This is a genomic window from Bradyrhizobium sp. BRP19, assembly GCF_020194195.1.
GTDB classification, from domain to species: domain Bacteria; phylum Pseudomonadota; class Alphaproteobacteria; order Rhizobiales; family Xanthobacteraceae; genus Bradyrhizobium; species Bradyrhizobium yuanmingense.
The window spans coordinates 17016-31351 of the sequence record NZ_JADYVZ010000013.1 but is presented as its reverse complement, the minus strand read 5'-3'; the positions used below and the strand labels follow the sequence as shown (position 1 = coordinate 31351).

The window sequence follows — 14336 nt, the reverse complement described above, 5'->3', positions numbered from 1 at the left end:
TTGCGGCATCTAGCGGCGCGGATTGGGGACGCAGGTGCCGGACCGCCCGCTCACCGACGCGCGGCATTGGGCACGAGTGTCATACATACAGGTCAGCGTTCCCCTGAACTTTCTGCACCATGCCAGATTCTGCGCTTGTCCTGGCGTCCACGAGCCCATGGCACCGAGCGCAATGAATACGGCAGCGGAGAGCAAAGCCAGCTTTGTCATCTTGGTTTCTCCTTGTCGTTGAGCAATCACGTCGAGCCGCGGATCGCAGGCTCGTCAAACCCGCCGCGGCTTTGACGAAGGGATCGCTTGCGCCGCAACGGCGGCAGCTGCAGGCTTATGCACCGTCTGCGCGCTTGGGCTGTCGGGTGATCGCCTGACTTCGCTGCCGGAATCTTTCGGCTCCGCCGGATGTTCGTTCACGATTGCACCCGCGGATGCTCAGTAGATTTACCGATACAAGCGGGATGAATTCTCCGCAAAATCCTCAGCGGCACGGACGGGTCGATTCATGCAGCTGCGGTCACTGAGCACGACGCTTGTTGCAGGGGTTTCTGCGTTGCTGCTGGTCGCCTGTGAGAGGGAGGCGGCGACGGTCTCCCTGCCGACGCCGGCGCGTCCCGTCCGCACCATGACAGTCGAGAAGCGGGATCAACTCACGCCCCTCACCTTTTCCGGCCGCATCGAAGCCGAAGACGAAGTGAATCTGGCATTTCGAATTTCCGGTCGGCTGCACTCGAGCGACATCCGGCTCGGTGAGCGCGTCGAGGCCGGCCAGCTGTTGGCGCAGCTTGAATCGCAGGACCAACTCAGCGCGTTGCGGCAGGCGCAGGCCGCCCTTGCCGCAGCTCAGGGCCAGCTCACTCAGGCACGCAATCATTTCGAACGCCAGCAGACTCTGTTGGCGCAGGGATGGACCACGCGCGCCAACTTCGAGGCCGCGACGCAGGCGCAACAGACTGCGCAATCGAATGTTGAAATGGCCGAAGCTCAGTTGAATTCCGCCCACGACCAGGTCAGCTTCACCGAGCTGCGGGCCGATGCACCTGGCAAGATAACCGAAACGGGGCCCGCCGCCGGAGAGGTCGTCCAGGCCGGACAGACGATTGCGCGGATCGCGCGGCAGGATGGCCGAGACGCGGTCTTCGACATGCCGGCTCAATTCGTCCGCGCGGCACCGTCCAATCTGCAGGTGAGCGTCAGTCTGACCGACGATCCAGCGGTGACTGCGGAAGGGCGTATCCGGCAGGTTGCCGCGCAGGCCAATCCGGTCACGCGAACCTTTGAGATCAAGATAGGACTTCGCGATCCCCCTGCCGCGATGCGGCTGGGGGCGACTGTCACGGGGCGCGTCGAGATGAGCGCCGGACCAATGATCGACATTCCGGCAACGGCGCTGACCAGGATGAATCGCCAGCCGGCGGTCTGGATCCTGGATCCCGCGACGAAGACGGTCGCCATCCGCAATGTCGACGTCTTGAGGTTCGATCAGGCGCAGGTGATCATCTCGCAAGGTTTGGACATAGGCGAGGTCGTGGTGACCGCGGGCGTCCGGGCACTTCATCCGGGTCAGCGGGTGCGCGTCCTTGGGTCGGAGCCATGACCGGGCTCAACCTCTCGGAATGGGCGCTCGGGCGCCGCTCGCTCGTCATTTATCTGATGATTGCCGCCGTCATCGCCGGCGTGCTGTCCTATCTGCGGCTGGGCCGGAACGAAGATCCTGCATTCACCATCAGGACTATGGTTGTTCAAGCGGCCTGGCCTGGAGCGACGGCCGAAGAGACGATGAAGCAGGTGACCGAACGGCTCGAGCGGCGGTTGCAAGAGACGCCACATCTGGACTTCCTGCGCAGCTTCACTCGGGCCGGTCTCACCACTATCTTCGTGAACTTGAAGGGGAGCGCCAACGCAAGGGACGTCTCCGATACCTGGTACCAGGTGAGGAAATCCATCGGGGACATCCGTCACACGCTGCCGGCGGGCATCGTGGGGCCAGCGTTCAATGACAATTTCGGCGACACGTTCGGGATCATCTATGGATTCACCAGTGATGGATTTACCCAGCGCGAGCTGCGTGACCGGGTCGAGGCGGTCCGCTCGCGTCTTCTAGACGTGCCCGATGTCGCGAAGATCGAACTGCTGGGTGCGCAGGACGAAGTGATCTTCGTCGAGTTCTCGAAACGGCAACTCGCAAGTCTCGGGGTCGATCGCACGGCTCTGATCGCCGCCCTGCAGGCACAGAATATCGTGAGCCCGGCCGGCACCATCCAGACCGGGACCGAGCGAATTTCGTTTCGGGTGTCCGGCGCGTTCCAGTCGGAGCAGGACATTGCCGACATCAACTTCAGCGCGGGCGGTCGCACGCTACGTCTGAGCGATCTCGCGACGGTACGGCGAGGCTATGCCGATCCGCCGCAACCGCTGTTCCGGGTCGGCGGTCGTCCAGCGATCGGGCTCGCGATCGCGATGCGCGAGGGCGGCGATATTCTCGTTCTCGGCAGGAACATCAAGGCGGCGATGGCAGAGATCACGGCCGATCTGCCGATCGGAATCGAACCGAGCCTCGTGGCCGACCAGGCCGTCGTGGTGGACAAAGCGATCCGCGAGTTCATGACCTCGCTGGTGCAGGCGATCGCGATCATCCTCGTCGTGAGCTTCATCACCCTCGGCGTTCGGCCGGGCCTCATCATCGCACTGGCTATTCCGCTCACGCTTGCGATCGTGTTCCCGACGATGGAGTTTCTTCGCATCGATATGCAGCGAATTTCCCTCGGCGCTCTTATCATCGCGCTCGCGCTGCTGGTCGACGACGCCATGACGACGACGGACGCCACGCTTAATCGGTTGGCGCTGGGCGACGGCAAGATCGCGGCCGCGGCCTACGCCTTTCGCACGCATGCATTCGCCATGCTCACGGGCACACTCGTAACGATCGCCGGGTTCATTCCGGTGGGCTTTGCAGCCAGCGCGGCCGGCGAATACACGTTCTCGCTGTTTGTGGTGGTTACGATCGCTCTCCTGGCGTCGTGGTTCGTCGCCGTCATCTTCACGCCGCTGCTCGGCGTCGCTATCCTCGCGCCGCCCAAGACCACAGCCGATGCGCCGGGAATGGCCTTTCGCTTGTACCGGCGCTTTCTGGTCCTGGCGATCCGCGCCAAATGGCTGACGATCGGCGCGACGGTTGCGCTTTTTCTCGCTTCCGTGCTCGCGCTTCCGCTGGTTCCGCAGCAGTTCTTTCCATTGTCCGACCGGCCGGAACTTCTCGTGGACATCGGCCTGCCGCAGAATGCATCGATTTACGCCAGCGAGGCGGCGGCCAAGCGCCTCGATCAAGTACTGACCGGTGATCCCGACGTTGGTCATTGGAGTACCAATGTCGGGCGCGGTGCGATCCGCTTCTATCTGCCGCTCAGCGTCGAGCTGCCGAATGACTTCTTCACCCAGGCGGTCGTTGTGGCCAAAGACGTCGCGGCACGCGAGCGCCTTCATGCCAAGCTGGAACGGTTCCTTGTGGAAGAATTCCCGAACGCCATCTCCTCGGTTTCGCCGCTTGGGCTCGGTCCCCCCGTGGGATGGCCGCTGCAGTATCGCGTCAGCGGTCCCGACGTCGAGCTCGTGCGCGACATCGCGGTCGAAGTCGCGCGGATCGTCGGCTCCGATCCGAGGACCAAGAGCCTCAATTTCGACTGGATGGAGCCGGATCGCCAGATCCGCGTTCGCGTCAATCAGGATGAGGTGCGCCGTCTCGGCCTGAACTCGCAGGCGATCTCAATCGTTCTGAACACCGTGATCTCCGGCCTGCCCGTGACCCAGGTGCGGGACGATATCTACCTCGTCGATGTGCTGGCCCGCGCAACGGACGAGCAGCGCGTCTCGCTGCCGAGCTTGCGGACGCTGCAGGTGCCGATCCCGGGAGGGCAGACCGTTCCGCTGAGCCAGTTTGCCACCTTCGAATACGGTCAGGAGTTTCCGCTGATCTGGCGGCGCGATCGCATGCCGACCCTGACGGTGCGGGCCGCCGTTCCCGACGAGATGCCGCCGGAGACGGTGGTCAATCGGCTGGCTCCCGCTATCGCCAAGCTGAAGGCCACTCTGCCGCGTTCCTACGATGTCGTGGTCGGCGGCACGGTGGAGGAGAGCCGACATTCGAGGTCGTCCGTGATGGCAGTCGTACCGATGATGTTGTTCGTCATGTTTACGGTGCTGATGGTGCAGCTGCAGAGCTTCCCGCGATTATTGATGGTCGTTAGCGTCGCGCCGCTCGGCCTGATCGGCGTCGTCGCGGCGCTGCTCGTGTCCGGGCGGCCGCTGGGCTTCGTCGCCATCCTCGGCGTGTTGGCGCTGCTTGGCATGATTAGCAAGAACGCGGTGATCCTGATCGGGCAAATCGAGGCGGAGCGCTTGCAAGGAAAGGGGCCCTGGCAGGCGGCAGTGGATGCAAGCAGCTCCCGCTTTCGTCCGATCATGCTGACGGCCGTCTCAACCGTACTCGGCATGATCCCGATAGCGCCGACCGTCTTCTGGGGGCCGATGGCCTTTGCGATCATGGGCGGCCTGCTCGTCGCAACCGTTCTAACTCTGGTGCTGCTGCCGACCTTGTATGTCGCCTGGTTCGGCGGGAAAGAAATGGCGCCAGCTTCCGATGCTTCCAGCCCGGCGCGAGGGTAATCCCGGACAGCGACTAGGTAATCACCTGATGGGCCGGGCCGAGGCCACGGCGCATGGTTCGATCTCGCAATGAGGAGGTCGGCAACGCATCGTTCGAGACATCGATGACGGCGTCGGTCTTCGCTCGCTCTTCGAGGCCATTCAATGACTGCGACGACATCGGCCCAGAAGCTCTCATTGTTCGCACTGACGGGAATGGTCGTCGGCTCCATGGTCGGCTCCGGCATCTTCTCTCTGCCCAGAACCTTCGGCACCGCAACCGGTCCCTTCGGCGCCATCCTCGCCTGGTGCATCGCAGGCGGTGGCATGTACACCATGGCGCGCGTGTTCCAGTCTCTGGCCGAGCGAAAGCCTGGTCTGGATGCCGGTGTTTATGCCTATGCGAAAGAGGGCTTTGGCGACTATCCCGGATTCCTGTCGGCGCTCGGTTACTGGATGGGAAGTTGCATCGGCAACGTGTCCTACTGGGTCCTCATCAAATCGACCCTGGGCGCGTTCTTTCCCGTGTTCGGCGACGGCAATACGGTCATCGCGATCGTCGTAGCCTCGATCGGGATCTGGCTGTTCCACTTCATGATCCTGCGCGGGGTGCAGCAGGCCGCCGCGATCAATACGATCGTCACCATCGCCAAGATCGTGCCGATCCTGATCTTCATCGTCATCCTGATCCTTGCCTTCAAGGCCGACCTGTTCCGTGCCAATTTCTGGGGCGGCGAGGGCATGCCGGACACGGGACTCTTCGAGCAGATCCGCGCGACCATGCTGGTCACGGTGTTCGTCTTTCTCGGGATCGAGGGGGCCAGTGTCTATTCCCGCTACGCCAAGGAGCGGTCCGACGTCGGCGCGGCGACGATCATGGGCTTCCTGGTCGTCACGAGCCTGATGGTGCTCGTCACCATGCTGCCTTATGCCGTGCTGCCGCGTGCGGAGATTGCAGACATGCGGCAACCGTCAATGGCCACGGTGCTGGAGGCAGTGGTCGGACATTGGGGTGCCGTCTTCGTCAGCATCGGGCTCCTGGTCTCGGTGCTCGGCGCCTATCTCGCCTGGTCGCTGATCTGCGCCGAGGTGCTTTCGGCGGCCGGTCGGACCCGGGACATGCCGCGCGTGTTCGGTACCGAAAACGCCAACAAGGTGCCGGCTGCCGCGCTCTGGCTGACCAATATCGTGGTGCAGCTCTTCGTCATCAGCACCTACTGGTCCCGTGATGCCTTCTCGCTGATGCTCAATCTCACGAGCGTCATGAACCTCATTCCGTTCTTCCTGGTCGCCGCCTACGGATTGCTGCTGGTGAAGCGCGGCGAGACGTACGAGAAGAGCGCGGGCGAGCACAGACGAGACCTGATCTTCACCGGCATCGCCGTCATCTACACACTCTTCCTGATCTACGCGGCCGGAATGAAATACCTGCTGCTATCCGCGCTGCTCTACGTGCCCGGCACGGCGCTGTATGTCTGGGCGCGGGTCCAACAGAAGGCGCGGATTTTTGCACCGTGGGAGTGGGTCATCTTCATCGTGGCTGCGATCGGCGCGGCCGTCGGCATTCACGGCCTCGCCACCGGCTACATCACGATCTAGGCGGATCGATTGCGGAGGTTGCGCTCATGACACAACAGACATCAAACGGAGCGCTTCCTTTTGGCGTTCATTCGGAAGTCGGTCAGTTGCGCAAGGTAATGGTCTGCTCGCCGGGCCGCGCTCACCAGCGTCTCACTCCGACCAATTGCGACACGCTGCTGTTCGACGACGTCCTTTGGGTCGACAATGCCAAGCGCGACCATTTCGACTTCGTGCAGAAGATGCGCGACCGCGGCATCGAGGTCGTCGAGATGCACAATCTGCTCGCGGACACCGTCGCCATCCCGGAGGCGAGGCGATGGATCCTCGACAATCAGGTGGTCCCAAACCAGGTCGGTCTCGGCCTGATTGACGAGCTCCGCGGCTATCTGGAAAGCCTCGCCCCCCGCGAGCTGGCGGAAACCCTGATCGGCGGATTGTCGACCCACGATTTCCCCGACGCACATGGCGGTGAAATGCTCCGGTTGATCCGGGAGGCGGCCGGCATGACCGAGTATCTGCTGCCGCCACTTCCGAACACGCTGTACACGCGCGATACCACCTGCTGGATCTATGGCGGCGTAACGTTGAATTCGCTGTTCTGGCCGGCGCGTCACGAGGAGCCGATCCTCGCCGCCGCCATTTACAAGTTCCATCCGGATTTCGCCGGCAAGGTCCAGGTCTGGTGGGGCGATCCGACTCAGGATCACGGCCTTGCCACTCTGGAAGGTGGCGATGTGATGCCGATCGGGAAGGGCAATGTCCTGATCGGATTGAGCGAGCGGACATCGAGACAGGCGATCAGTCAGCTTGCTGCCGCTCTTTTCAGGAGAAAGGCTGCCGAGCGCGTCATTGTGGCGGCCATGCCCAAGCTCCGCGCGGCGATGCATCTCGACACGGTCTTCACGTTCGCCGATCGGGATTGCGTGCTGCTTTACCCCGATATCGTCAATGGCATCACGGCGTTCTCCTACCGGCCGGCGGACAATTCCGCTGGTATCGAGCTGCGGAAGGACGAGAAGCCTTTCGTGGACGTCGTAGCTGAAGCGCTCGGCCTGAAGAAGCTCCGCGTCGTGGAGACCGGCGGCAACGCCTATCTGCGAGAGCGAACTCAGTGGGACAGCGGTGCCAATCTGGTCTGCGCCTCTCCAGGCGTCGTCTTCGCCTACGATCGCAACACCTACACCAATACGCTGCTGCGCAAGGAGGGAATCGAAGTGATTACCATCGTCGGCGCGGAGCTCGGCCGCGGCCGCGGCGGTGGTCACTGCATGACCTGCCCGATTACCAGGGATCCGGTCGACTACTAGCCGGCGGAGGAATCGACCCAGATCAACCTGTGATTTATCATCTGAACATTAACACGCCACAATCGGCGCGCAGTGTGACACGAATCCCGGTGTCCGGCTGCAGCATCGGAGGGGACCTATGCGACCGTCTGGATTTTTTCTGCCGGTTGCCGCACTGCTCGGCAGTAGTACGGCTTGGGCGGCGGACCTCGATCTCACCGACTTCAAATCGAGCGGAGCCGCTACATCCTCCTACGCGGTTCCTTATTACCAAGCCCCGTCCTGGAGCGTCGTTGGTTCCATCTCGCCGACTTTCACCGACAACGCGCTCTTCACCCGCGATAACCGCAGGTCGGACGTCTATTACGCGCCAGACGTGAGCGTCAGGCTCGACGGGAACCTCACCAACGATCTGTCATACCGGCTCTATGCGCGGGCTCAATACGAAGCCTTTTCGCGGGAAAAGGACGGCAATTTCGCCGTCGCGCGTATGGGCGCGCGTCTGACCGAGAACTGGGACGGCTGGCGCTTGTCTGGCATTTACGAAAATCGATATGATTTCGATGGCATCTACCGCGATCTCGCCTTCACGTCCCACGACGTGATGGGCTCAGTCGCGCGCGATTTCCGGGTTGGCAACGCGACGTTCTCGCCACTGGTGCTTTTGACCTACCGTTTCTCCGATCTGGCCGAGGCGCGCCGCTGGCGCTTTGACGCCGTGCTCGGAATCGAGGTCAAGCTTGATCCCAGATGGTCGATCGTCAGTACGCCCCTGTTCGAAGCCTATTGGTTCACCGATGGACTCAATACCGGTCGCCAGGATCAGCTCTATTCGGTTGACCTCGGCCTGAAGTACAACGTTGCCAACAACGTGTCGCTCACGACGACCGTGCTCTACGAGGCACGAACCTCGAACGTCCCGCTGCGGCGATACAGGGACGTTCGGATCGGGCCTCGCCTGGACTTTGCCTTTTAGAGGTGCTCGAGAGATGCCGGCAAGACGCCTTCTAATGCTGACCTGCCTCATCATCTCAAGCATGATGACGACGGTCGTGCTGGCCGATCCTCGCGATGCGGTCGATCGTAGCCATCGACTCGATACCGATGCACTTCGGGATGATGCCGCGACGCGCCGTCTGGAGCAACCATCTCACCCGCTCGCAATTGCGCCGGCCCCGGCGGCACCGCCCGCGAAGGCGACCAGAAAGAAGAAGTCGGACACGAGCAGTAGCCGATAGCCCTGGCGAACCTGTCAGCGCATTAGGCGGGGGAACGGTGGAGGACGCCCGGCGACCACGGAATGGCGGCGCGACGATGCCATTCGGGCTCGTTCGCCGCGCATCGCCATTTTTACTCTCTATTGCATCGGATTTGAGATTCGGCGGCCCTTGACGAAGGCCAAGATTTCAATCCCTCACGAATACTACCTCATGTTGAATGAGCGGTTCGCTGGGTGTATAGTTGATTGACCCCGCAGGTGCGCTATTCCGAATTAGGTGGAGGATTTCTCGCCGGCAGGGTGGGGAGAGACCCCGCTATTGTCGTCGTGGCCAATATCGGGAGTCGCCGGAATAGAGTGAGTAGTACAGTGAAGCCACATGGCTCCCCCGCCAGAGAGTCGAGGCAAACCAGTCCCAAGCGCTGGCTGCGCGTAGGTTTGCAACCATCGACCGAGGAGCTTTACTGGAACTCTTCTGCAGATCTCCTCTTCGTCGCGCGCCCCTCCTTTTGCGGACATTTCGTCTACGAGAGCATCAATCCGGCATTCGAGTCCCGGCTCGGCGTATCGTCGCGAGACGTGCTCGACATGGATGTATCCGATTGCCTGAGCGCGGATGACGCGAGATCTGTCTGCGAAGCACTTCGGGCGAGCCTCGCGGAGAAGGCTGAGATCAGGATCCGGCAGCGGCTGGCGTTTGGTGGTTCATCCCGCACGAGGGAAACGACGGTCACGCCGATCCTGGATCCCGCGACCCGCGGTGTCGTCCGATTGATCGGCTGCCATCGCGAGGCGCGCGACGTTCGCTTCGAGGACCCCACCACATGGGGGAACGGGCTGGATGTCGAAGCTGGCCTGCTGTCGCTTCAGGAGAGCATTCAGCAGCGGATCGCTTCCGATCTCCACGATTCGACCTGTCAACATCTGATTGCCGCGAGTCTCGGCTTGATGCGGATCCGCGGCCAGCTTGACGGCACACAAGCCGCCGAACGGATCTGCGACGAAATCGACGCGTCGATTGATGAAGCGCTCCGGGAGCTCCGGGCTTTTGCCTATCTGCTGCATCCGCGGGATCTGACGGGTGACGGATTGAAGGCCACGATCGAAGGCTACGCGGAAGGGTTCGCGGCGCGCACCTCGTTGCATGTGAGGGTGAACATCGTGCCGGAGGTCGATGGGTTACCTTATGAGGCCCAACGCTCGCTGCTGCGCGTTGTTCAGGAGGCTCTGACGAACGTCTTCCGTCACGCAAAAGCGACGGAGGTGGCAATCGTCATCGATGTTGTCGACAGTCGTTTCCAATTGATGATCAGCGACAATGGACGCGGTCTTCCCCACCCTGGCAGGCCGGGTGCCGGGACGCTATCGAGCGGCGTCGGAATTCCCGCGATGCGCGCGAGGCTGCACGGGATCGGAGGTACGTTGGCCATCCAGTCCAACGGGATGGCACCGCACTCCGGCACCGTTCTGTCCGCGGTCTTCCCGCACGTCCTTGCAGTAAATAGGCGCAATCGACGAAGGACCACGACCAATACGAGGGCCGATACCGGCACACAATCAGCGAAAGAACACTAGCCAGCGGCGGCGGGTCGAAAGTGTGACCCGAACCGCCGTCAAGAATAGGGAGTGTGCTGCATGAAACGTATCCTCATAGCCGACGATCACGAAGCGGTGCGATCGGGTTTGCGGGCGGTCCTCGAACAGCGGGCGGACTGGGAAGTGGTGGCCGAGGCCACTGACGGGGGCAAGGCGGTCGCCGCGGCGATCCAGAGCCAGCCCCACGTCGCCATCCTGGACTTCTCGATGCCGAGGATGACCGGCGTGGAGGTGGCGCGGCGTATGAGGGACTATCGGCTGCAAACCGAGATCCTGATCTTCACCGTGCACAATTCGGGTCTGATAGCGCAGCAGGCGTTCGAGGCCGGCGCCCGCGCTTTCTTGGTGAAGTCTGATGCGAACAAGCTGCTGCTGGCGGCTGTCGAGTCGCTGCTGATGCATAGGCCGTTCTTCTGTACGAATAGCATTATCGAATACGATGGCGGGCCGGGCCCCCACGGCGAACGACACCACCATGGGCTGACCTCGCGCGAGCAACTCGTCGTCAAGCTGGTAGCCGAGGGCTACAGCAACAAAGGGATTAGCGCGATCCTCGACCTGAGCGTTAAGACGACGGAGGCTCATCGTGCAGCGGCGATGCGCAAGCTGGAGGTAAACTCGACGGCGGGCCTCGTGCGTTACGCGGTGCGGAGCGGACTCGTCGAGGCCTGATCGCAAGCCGTGGCGATCCGTGGCTGTCAGTACCTTCGCCTGCATCTCTCAGGGTTTTGCTGGATAACCGTTCTTGTGGGACGCCGTATCATCGTTCGACCTGACCGCCGATGACCGCTCTAGTCCACCTGGCTTGGCCGAGGGTAGGCAAACGGGAACGACCCGTGAAACGCATCTTGATTGCGGACGATCATGAAATCGTGCGTTCCGGACTTCGCGCGATTGTTGAAACGCGGTCCAACTGGATCGTGAGCGGCGAGGCGACCAATGGTGAGCAGGCGGTCACGCTTGCGCTGGAAACCAGGCCAGACATCGTGATCGTCGATTATTCCATGCCGATCATCAACGGCCTGGAGGTCAGCCGCCGCCTCAGAGCGCTTCACGTTCAAACCGAGGTGCTTATCCTCACGATGCATGAAAGCGAGGAGTTGCTGACAGAGGCCATTCTGGCCGGAATCCGCGGCTTCCTGTTCAAGTCCGACGCTCGCAACCATCTCATTTCCGCGGTCGAAGCGCTGCTCGACGGCAGACCCTACTTCACGAGTGTTCTGCTGGAGAAGCTGCTCCGCGACTACCAGGCGAACAAGCAGAACCGGGCCGACATGCTGCTGACCTCGCGCGAGGAGAGCGTGGTCCAGCTGATCGCAGAGGGGCACACCAACAGGTCGATAAGCGCGATCCTGAATCTGAGCGTCAAGACGGTCGAGACACACCGCGCCTCGGCCATGCGCAAGCTCAGGATGTCCTCCACCGCCGAGCTGGTTCGGTATGCTGTCCGCAAGCGGCTGGTTTCACCTTGAACGAGCGGGGAGCGCTTTCGCCTGCTCGCGAAAGATCGAGAGTGCACCGTCGAGTGAACGGACGCGAGAAATACCTTCGCATGCTTACTTTGATGTGTGGCGTTGGCTTGCCGAGCCGAAGCTTGCCGCGCCAGTCCGTCTTTGCTTCCGCTGCGCTCCGGCTACGACACCGCGCTTCGCCCCTCGTTCTCCGCTTGGCTGGGCCGCGCGTAGCCCGAAGGGCGAAGCGTGGTGGGCCCGGCAGGACTCGAACCTGCAACCAGACCGTTATGAGCGGCCGAATATTGGTTGCCTTGGTTGATTTTGCTGCGTTTCCGTTTGATTTCGATCGCGTTTGTGGTGGTTCGTTCAGGTTGTTTCTGGTGCGAAACTGGTGCGGTGGCTGCATCGTAAGCCCTACCGGACGATCAGCCAAGATTGTACCGAAGAGATATCGGGGTGCCGCGGTTCGTCATCGATCCGGCCATGCTCATCCCGCAGTTCCTCGATCTCAACCAGGCATGCTTCCCCCAGTCGCGATTGCGCGTCATTCGCCAATGCAAGCCCGAATAACTTCCGACGAAGGTCGGCGAGCGATAGGGTGAACTGTTCATAGGCGTTCGCGCTCCAGCCTTCGACTGGGCGTCGCCCAAGCGCGGCGTTGCTCAGCACGTTCGCAAGCTCGCAGTCGCCACGAAGCTGCGGCTGGAATACGCTCTCACACGACGCGTAGAAGTTATTGCAATCGACAAGGGCGACGGGCGCAGGCATGTGGTCTAGAGCATACGGATTGATTTTGAAACGACACCCCAGATCTCAAATGTCATCTTCTCGGTAACCTGGATGTCCTTGTAAGCTGGATTTTCTGCTTGAAGCCAAACCCGCCCACTGCGGCGGCGATAGCGCTTAAGTGTGAACTCACCGTCCACCAGCGCAAGAATGATGTTGCGGTCTACAGGCGAGCGTGAGCGGTCCACGATGGCGATGTCGTCGGGGAAAATTCCAGCGCCGATCATGCTGTCGCCCGCGATGCGAACGGCGAATGTCGCTGCCGGGTTCTGGATGAACAACTCGTTAAAATCGAGGGCGCGGTCCAAGTAGTCGTCGGCCGGCGATGGAAAGCCTGCCGGGACTTTCGCGCCCACGAGGGGGACGCTGCGCGCCACGCGGACCTGTACATCGAGAAATTCGTTGATGTCGCCAGCGCGAACGGGACGGCGCGCGAAGCGCTTTGCCAACTCGGCAATGGGTACCGGCAGGCGAACCACGACGGTCGGTTCACCTGCTGGTCTTCCCGGTCCTCTGCATTGATTTTTCATAGCGTCACCACCGAATTTCTGTTACAAATATTCGACGCTTGGCCCGTTGTTGTAAAGCCTGATCTTTCTGGGGAAATCCCGAGAGGCTGGCGGGCCGAGCCGCCGTTTGGTTTGTGCGCCGCGTCAACCTGCCTGTAACGAGCGTTGTCTTAGAGATATGCGGGGACAGATCCGTGCGGGTTCCATAAACCCGTTCGTCTGCAACCGGCGCCGGTGTAAGATTTTGACGTACGGAAAGGCCTGCTGTGTCCAACGCTAAACAAATTCTGGCAATGCTCAGAAGCCGCGCCGAGGGTGATGAAGACGCTTTCTTCTCAATCGCCCTTCAGGTGGCGGCTGCGGAAGCGCGCCAAGGTCGCCGGGACACAGCGCAGGAAATGCGTGACGAAATAAACAAGGCCCGAGCACGTTTTTCGCGTGGCGCATCCGTACCAATCGCCTTCTCAGCGCCGCGCGGTAGTCTCGAAGGTCTCCTTGAGATGCGCGAGGCGCGCTACAAGCTTAAGGATGTAGTGCTCGATCCACGGCTGCTCGCGCGTTTCGAGGACATACTACGCCAGCAGCGTAAGCGCGACTGGTTGCGAGAGCACGGAAAGATTCCCAACAGGCGCATTCTCTTTATTGGGCCTCCGGGCTCCGGAAAGACAATGTCAGCGGAAGCAGTGGCGGGGGAGCTTCATTTGCCGCTGTTCATCATCAAGCTCGAAGCCATGATCACCCGGTATATGGGTGAGACAGCGGCGAAGCTGCGTTTGATCTTTGACGAAACGGCGAAGCGCCGTGGCGTCTACCTGTTCGATGAGTTCGATGCCGTTGGCGGCCACCGCACGGCGACCAATGACGTTGCAGAGATGCGACGGGTGCTGAATTCCTTTCTTCAATTCATGGAAGAACCCAATTCGACCGACAGTGTGATTATCTGCTCCACCAATCATCCGAAGCTGCTCGATAGCGCGCTGTTGCGCCGCTACGATCAGGTGCTGGAATTCGACACACCGTCAGCGGATCAAGTCAAACGGCTTATCAACGCCAATGTCGGGCCGATGAAGATTGTTCGCCCGGCATGGTCCGAGATTGTGCATGTCGCGGAGGGGCTGAGCCAATCCGAGATTGTGCGAGCCGCGGATGATGCCGTGAAAACAGCAATTCTCGATGAGCGCAGACAATTGACTAGCAAAGATATAATTGAGCGTCTGCAAGAGCGGCATGCGATGCGGACGGCATTTCTTCATGCGGAAAGCTCCTGATG

Annotated in this window: 13 protein-coding genes; 10 read left to right on the top strand and 3 right to left on the bottom strand. The window is 61.4% G+C overall.

Translation table 11 applies throughout. The annotated features are described in order from the left end of the window. Nucleotides 1–9: 9 nt before the first annotated feature. Nucleotides 10–210: a DUF3551 domain-containing protein gene (locus tag I6F36_RS40045; protein ID WP_074448101.1), complete on the bottom strand. Its 201-nt coding sequence runs from the start codon at nt 208–210 to the stop codon at nt 10–12. A 289-nt stretch (nt 211–499) separates the two neighbouring features. Between I6F36_RS40045 and I6F36_RS29265 the strand changes: the two genes are divergently transcribed. From I6F36_RS29265 to I6F36_RS29225, 9 genes are all read left to right on the top strand, one after another. Beyond that, on the top strand, nt 500–1591 hold the full coding sequence (locus I6F36_RS29265; RefSeq protein ID WP_225172680.1) for an efflux RND transporter periplasmic adaptor subunit: 1092 nt from the start codon (nt 500–502) through the stop codon (nt 1589–1591). Further along, nucleotides 1588–4656 carry an efflux RND transporter permease subunit gene (locus tag I6F36_RS29260; RefSeq protein ID WP_225172679.1) on the top strand — a complete coding sequence of 1023 codons (3069 nt, stop codon included), beginning with the start codon at nt 1588–1590 and terminating at the stop codon, nt 4654–4656. Before I6F36_RS29265 ends, I6F36_RS29260 begins: the two co-directional genes overlap by 4 nt. A 144-nt stretch (nt 4657–4800) precedes the next feature. After that, on the top strand, nt 4801–6234 hold the full coding sequence (locus tag I6F36_RS29255) for a basic amino acid/polyamine antiporter (RefSeq protein WP_225172678.1): 1434 nt from the start codon (nt 4801–4803) through the stop codon (nt 6232–6234). 26 nt (nt 6235–6260) lie between these two features. Further along, entirely contained in the window at nt 6261–7523 is a 1263-nt protein-coding gene (gene arcA / locus I6F36_RS29250; RefSeq protein ID WP_225172677.1) for an arginine deiminase, read from the top strand. 118 nt (nt 7524–7641) lie between these two features. After that, on the top strand, nt 7642–8478 hold the full coding sequence (locus I6F36_RS29245) for an outer membrane beta-barrel protein (RefSeq protein ID WP_036011475.1): 837 nt from the start codon (nt 7642–7644) through the stop codon (nt 8476–8478). A gap of 34 nt (nt 8479–8512) precedes the next feature. Then, complete coding sequence (locus I6F36_RS29240; protein ID WP_141697668.1) at nt 8513–8740, top strand: hypothetical protein; 228 nt, start codon at nt 8513–8515, stop codon at nt 8738–8740. Nucleotides 8741–9159: 419 nt separating this feature from the next. Continuing rightward, nucleotides 9160–10296: an ATP-binding protein gene (locus tag I6F36_RS29235; protein WP_225172676.1), complete on the top strand. Its 1137-nt coding sequence runs from the start codon at nt 9160–9162 to the stop codon at nt 10294–10296. Between the two features lie 60 nt (nt 10297–10356). Next, complete coding sequence (locus I6F36_RS29230) at nt 10357–10989, top strand: response regulator transcription factor (protein WP_036011473.1); 633 nt, start codon at nt 10357–10359, stop codon at nt 10987–10989. 164 nt (nt 10990–11153) lie between these two features. Further along, the gene (locus tag I6F36_RS29225) at nt 11154–11789 is read left to right on the top strand and encodes a response regulator transcription factor (RefSeq protein ID WP_036035698.1); all 636 of its coding nucleotides are present in this window, start codon (nt 11154–11156) and stop codon (nt 11787–11789) included. Between the two features lie 396 nt (nt 11790–12185). Here the strand turns inward: I6F36_RS29225 and I6F36_RS29220 are convergent, their stop codons facing one another. Together I6F36_RS29220 and I6F36_RS29215 are read right to left on the bottom strand one after the other, a co-directional pair. Then, nucleotides 12186–12539: a hypothetical protein gene (locus tag I6F36_RS29220; protein ID WP_225144766.1), complete on the bottom strand. Its 354-nt coding sequence runs from the start codon at nt 12537–12539 to the stop codon at nt 12186–12188. A 5-nt stretch (nt 12540–12544) separates the two neighbouring features. Further along, nucleotides 12545–13036, bottom strand: a complete 492-nt coding sequence (locus tag I6F36_RS29215) for a translesion error-prone DNA polymerase V autoproteolytic subunit (RefSeq protein WP_225144767.1) — start codon at nt 13034–13036, stop codon at nt 12545–12547. Between the two features lie 296 nt (nt 13037–13332). Between I6F36_RS29215 and I6F36_RS39575 the strand changes: the two genes are divergently transcribed. Then, nucleotides 13333–14334, top strand: coding sequence for an ATP-binding protein (locus I6F36_RS39575; RefSeq protein WP_225144768.1), 1002 nt, complete (start codon nt 13333–13335; stop codon nt 14332–14334). The last annotated feature ends 2 nt before the right edge of the window (nt 14335–14336 follow it).

Bases quoted from the DNA above. Each gene is read 5' to 3' on its own strand.
- I6F36_RS40045 (WP_074448101.1), bottom strand. From the start codon at position 210: ATGACAAAGCTGGCTTTGCTCTCCGCTGCCGTATTCATTGCGCTCGGT.
- I6F36_RS29265 (WP_225172680.1), top strand. From the start codon at position 500: ATGCAGCTGCGGTCACTGAGCACGACGCTTGTTGCAGGGGTTTCTGCG.
- I6F36_RS29260 (WP_225172679.1), top strand. From the start codon at position 1,588: ATGACCGGGCTCAACCTCTCGGAATGGGCGCTCGGGCGCCGCTCGCTC.
- I6F36_RS29255 (WP_225172678.1), top strand. From the start codon at position 4,801: ATGACTGCGACGACATCGGCCCAGAAGCTCTCATTGTTCGCACTGACG.
- arcA (WP_225172677.1), top strand. From the start codon at position 6,261: ATGACACAACAGACATCAAACGGAGCGCTTCCTTTTGGCGTTCATTCG.
- I6F36_RS29245 (WP_036011475.1), top strand. From the start codon at position 7,642: ATGCGACCGTCTGGATTTTTTCTGCCGGTTGCCGCACTGCTCGGCAGT.
- I6F36_RS29240 (WP_141697668.1), top strand. From the start codon at position 8,513: ATGCTGACCTGCCTCATCATCTCAAGCATGATGACGACGGTCGTGCTG.
- I6F36_RS29230 (WP_036011473.1), top strand. From the start codon at position 10,357: ATGAAACGTATCCTCATAGCCGACGATCACGAAGCGGTGCGATCGGGT.
- I6F36_RS29220 (WP_225144766.1), bottom strand. From the start codon at position 12,539: ATGCCTGCGCCCGTCGCCCTTGTCGATTGCAATAACTTCTACGCGTCG.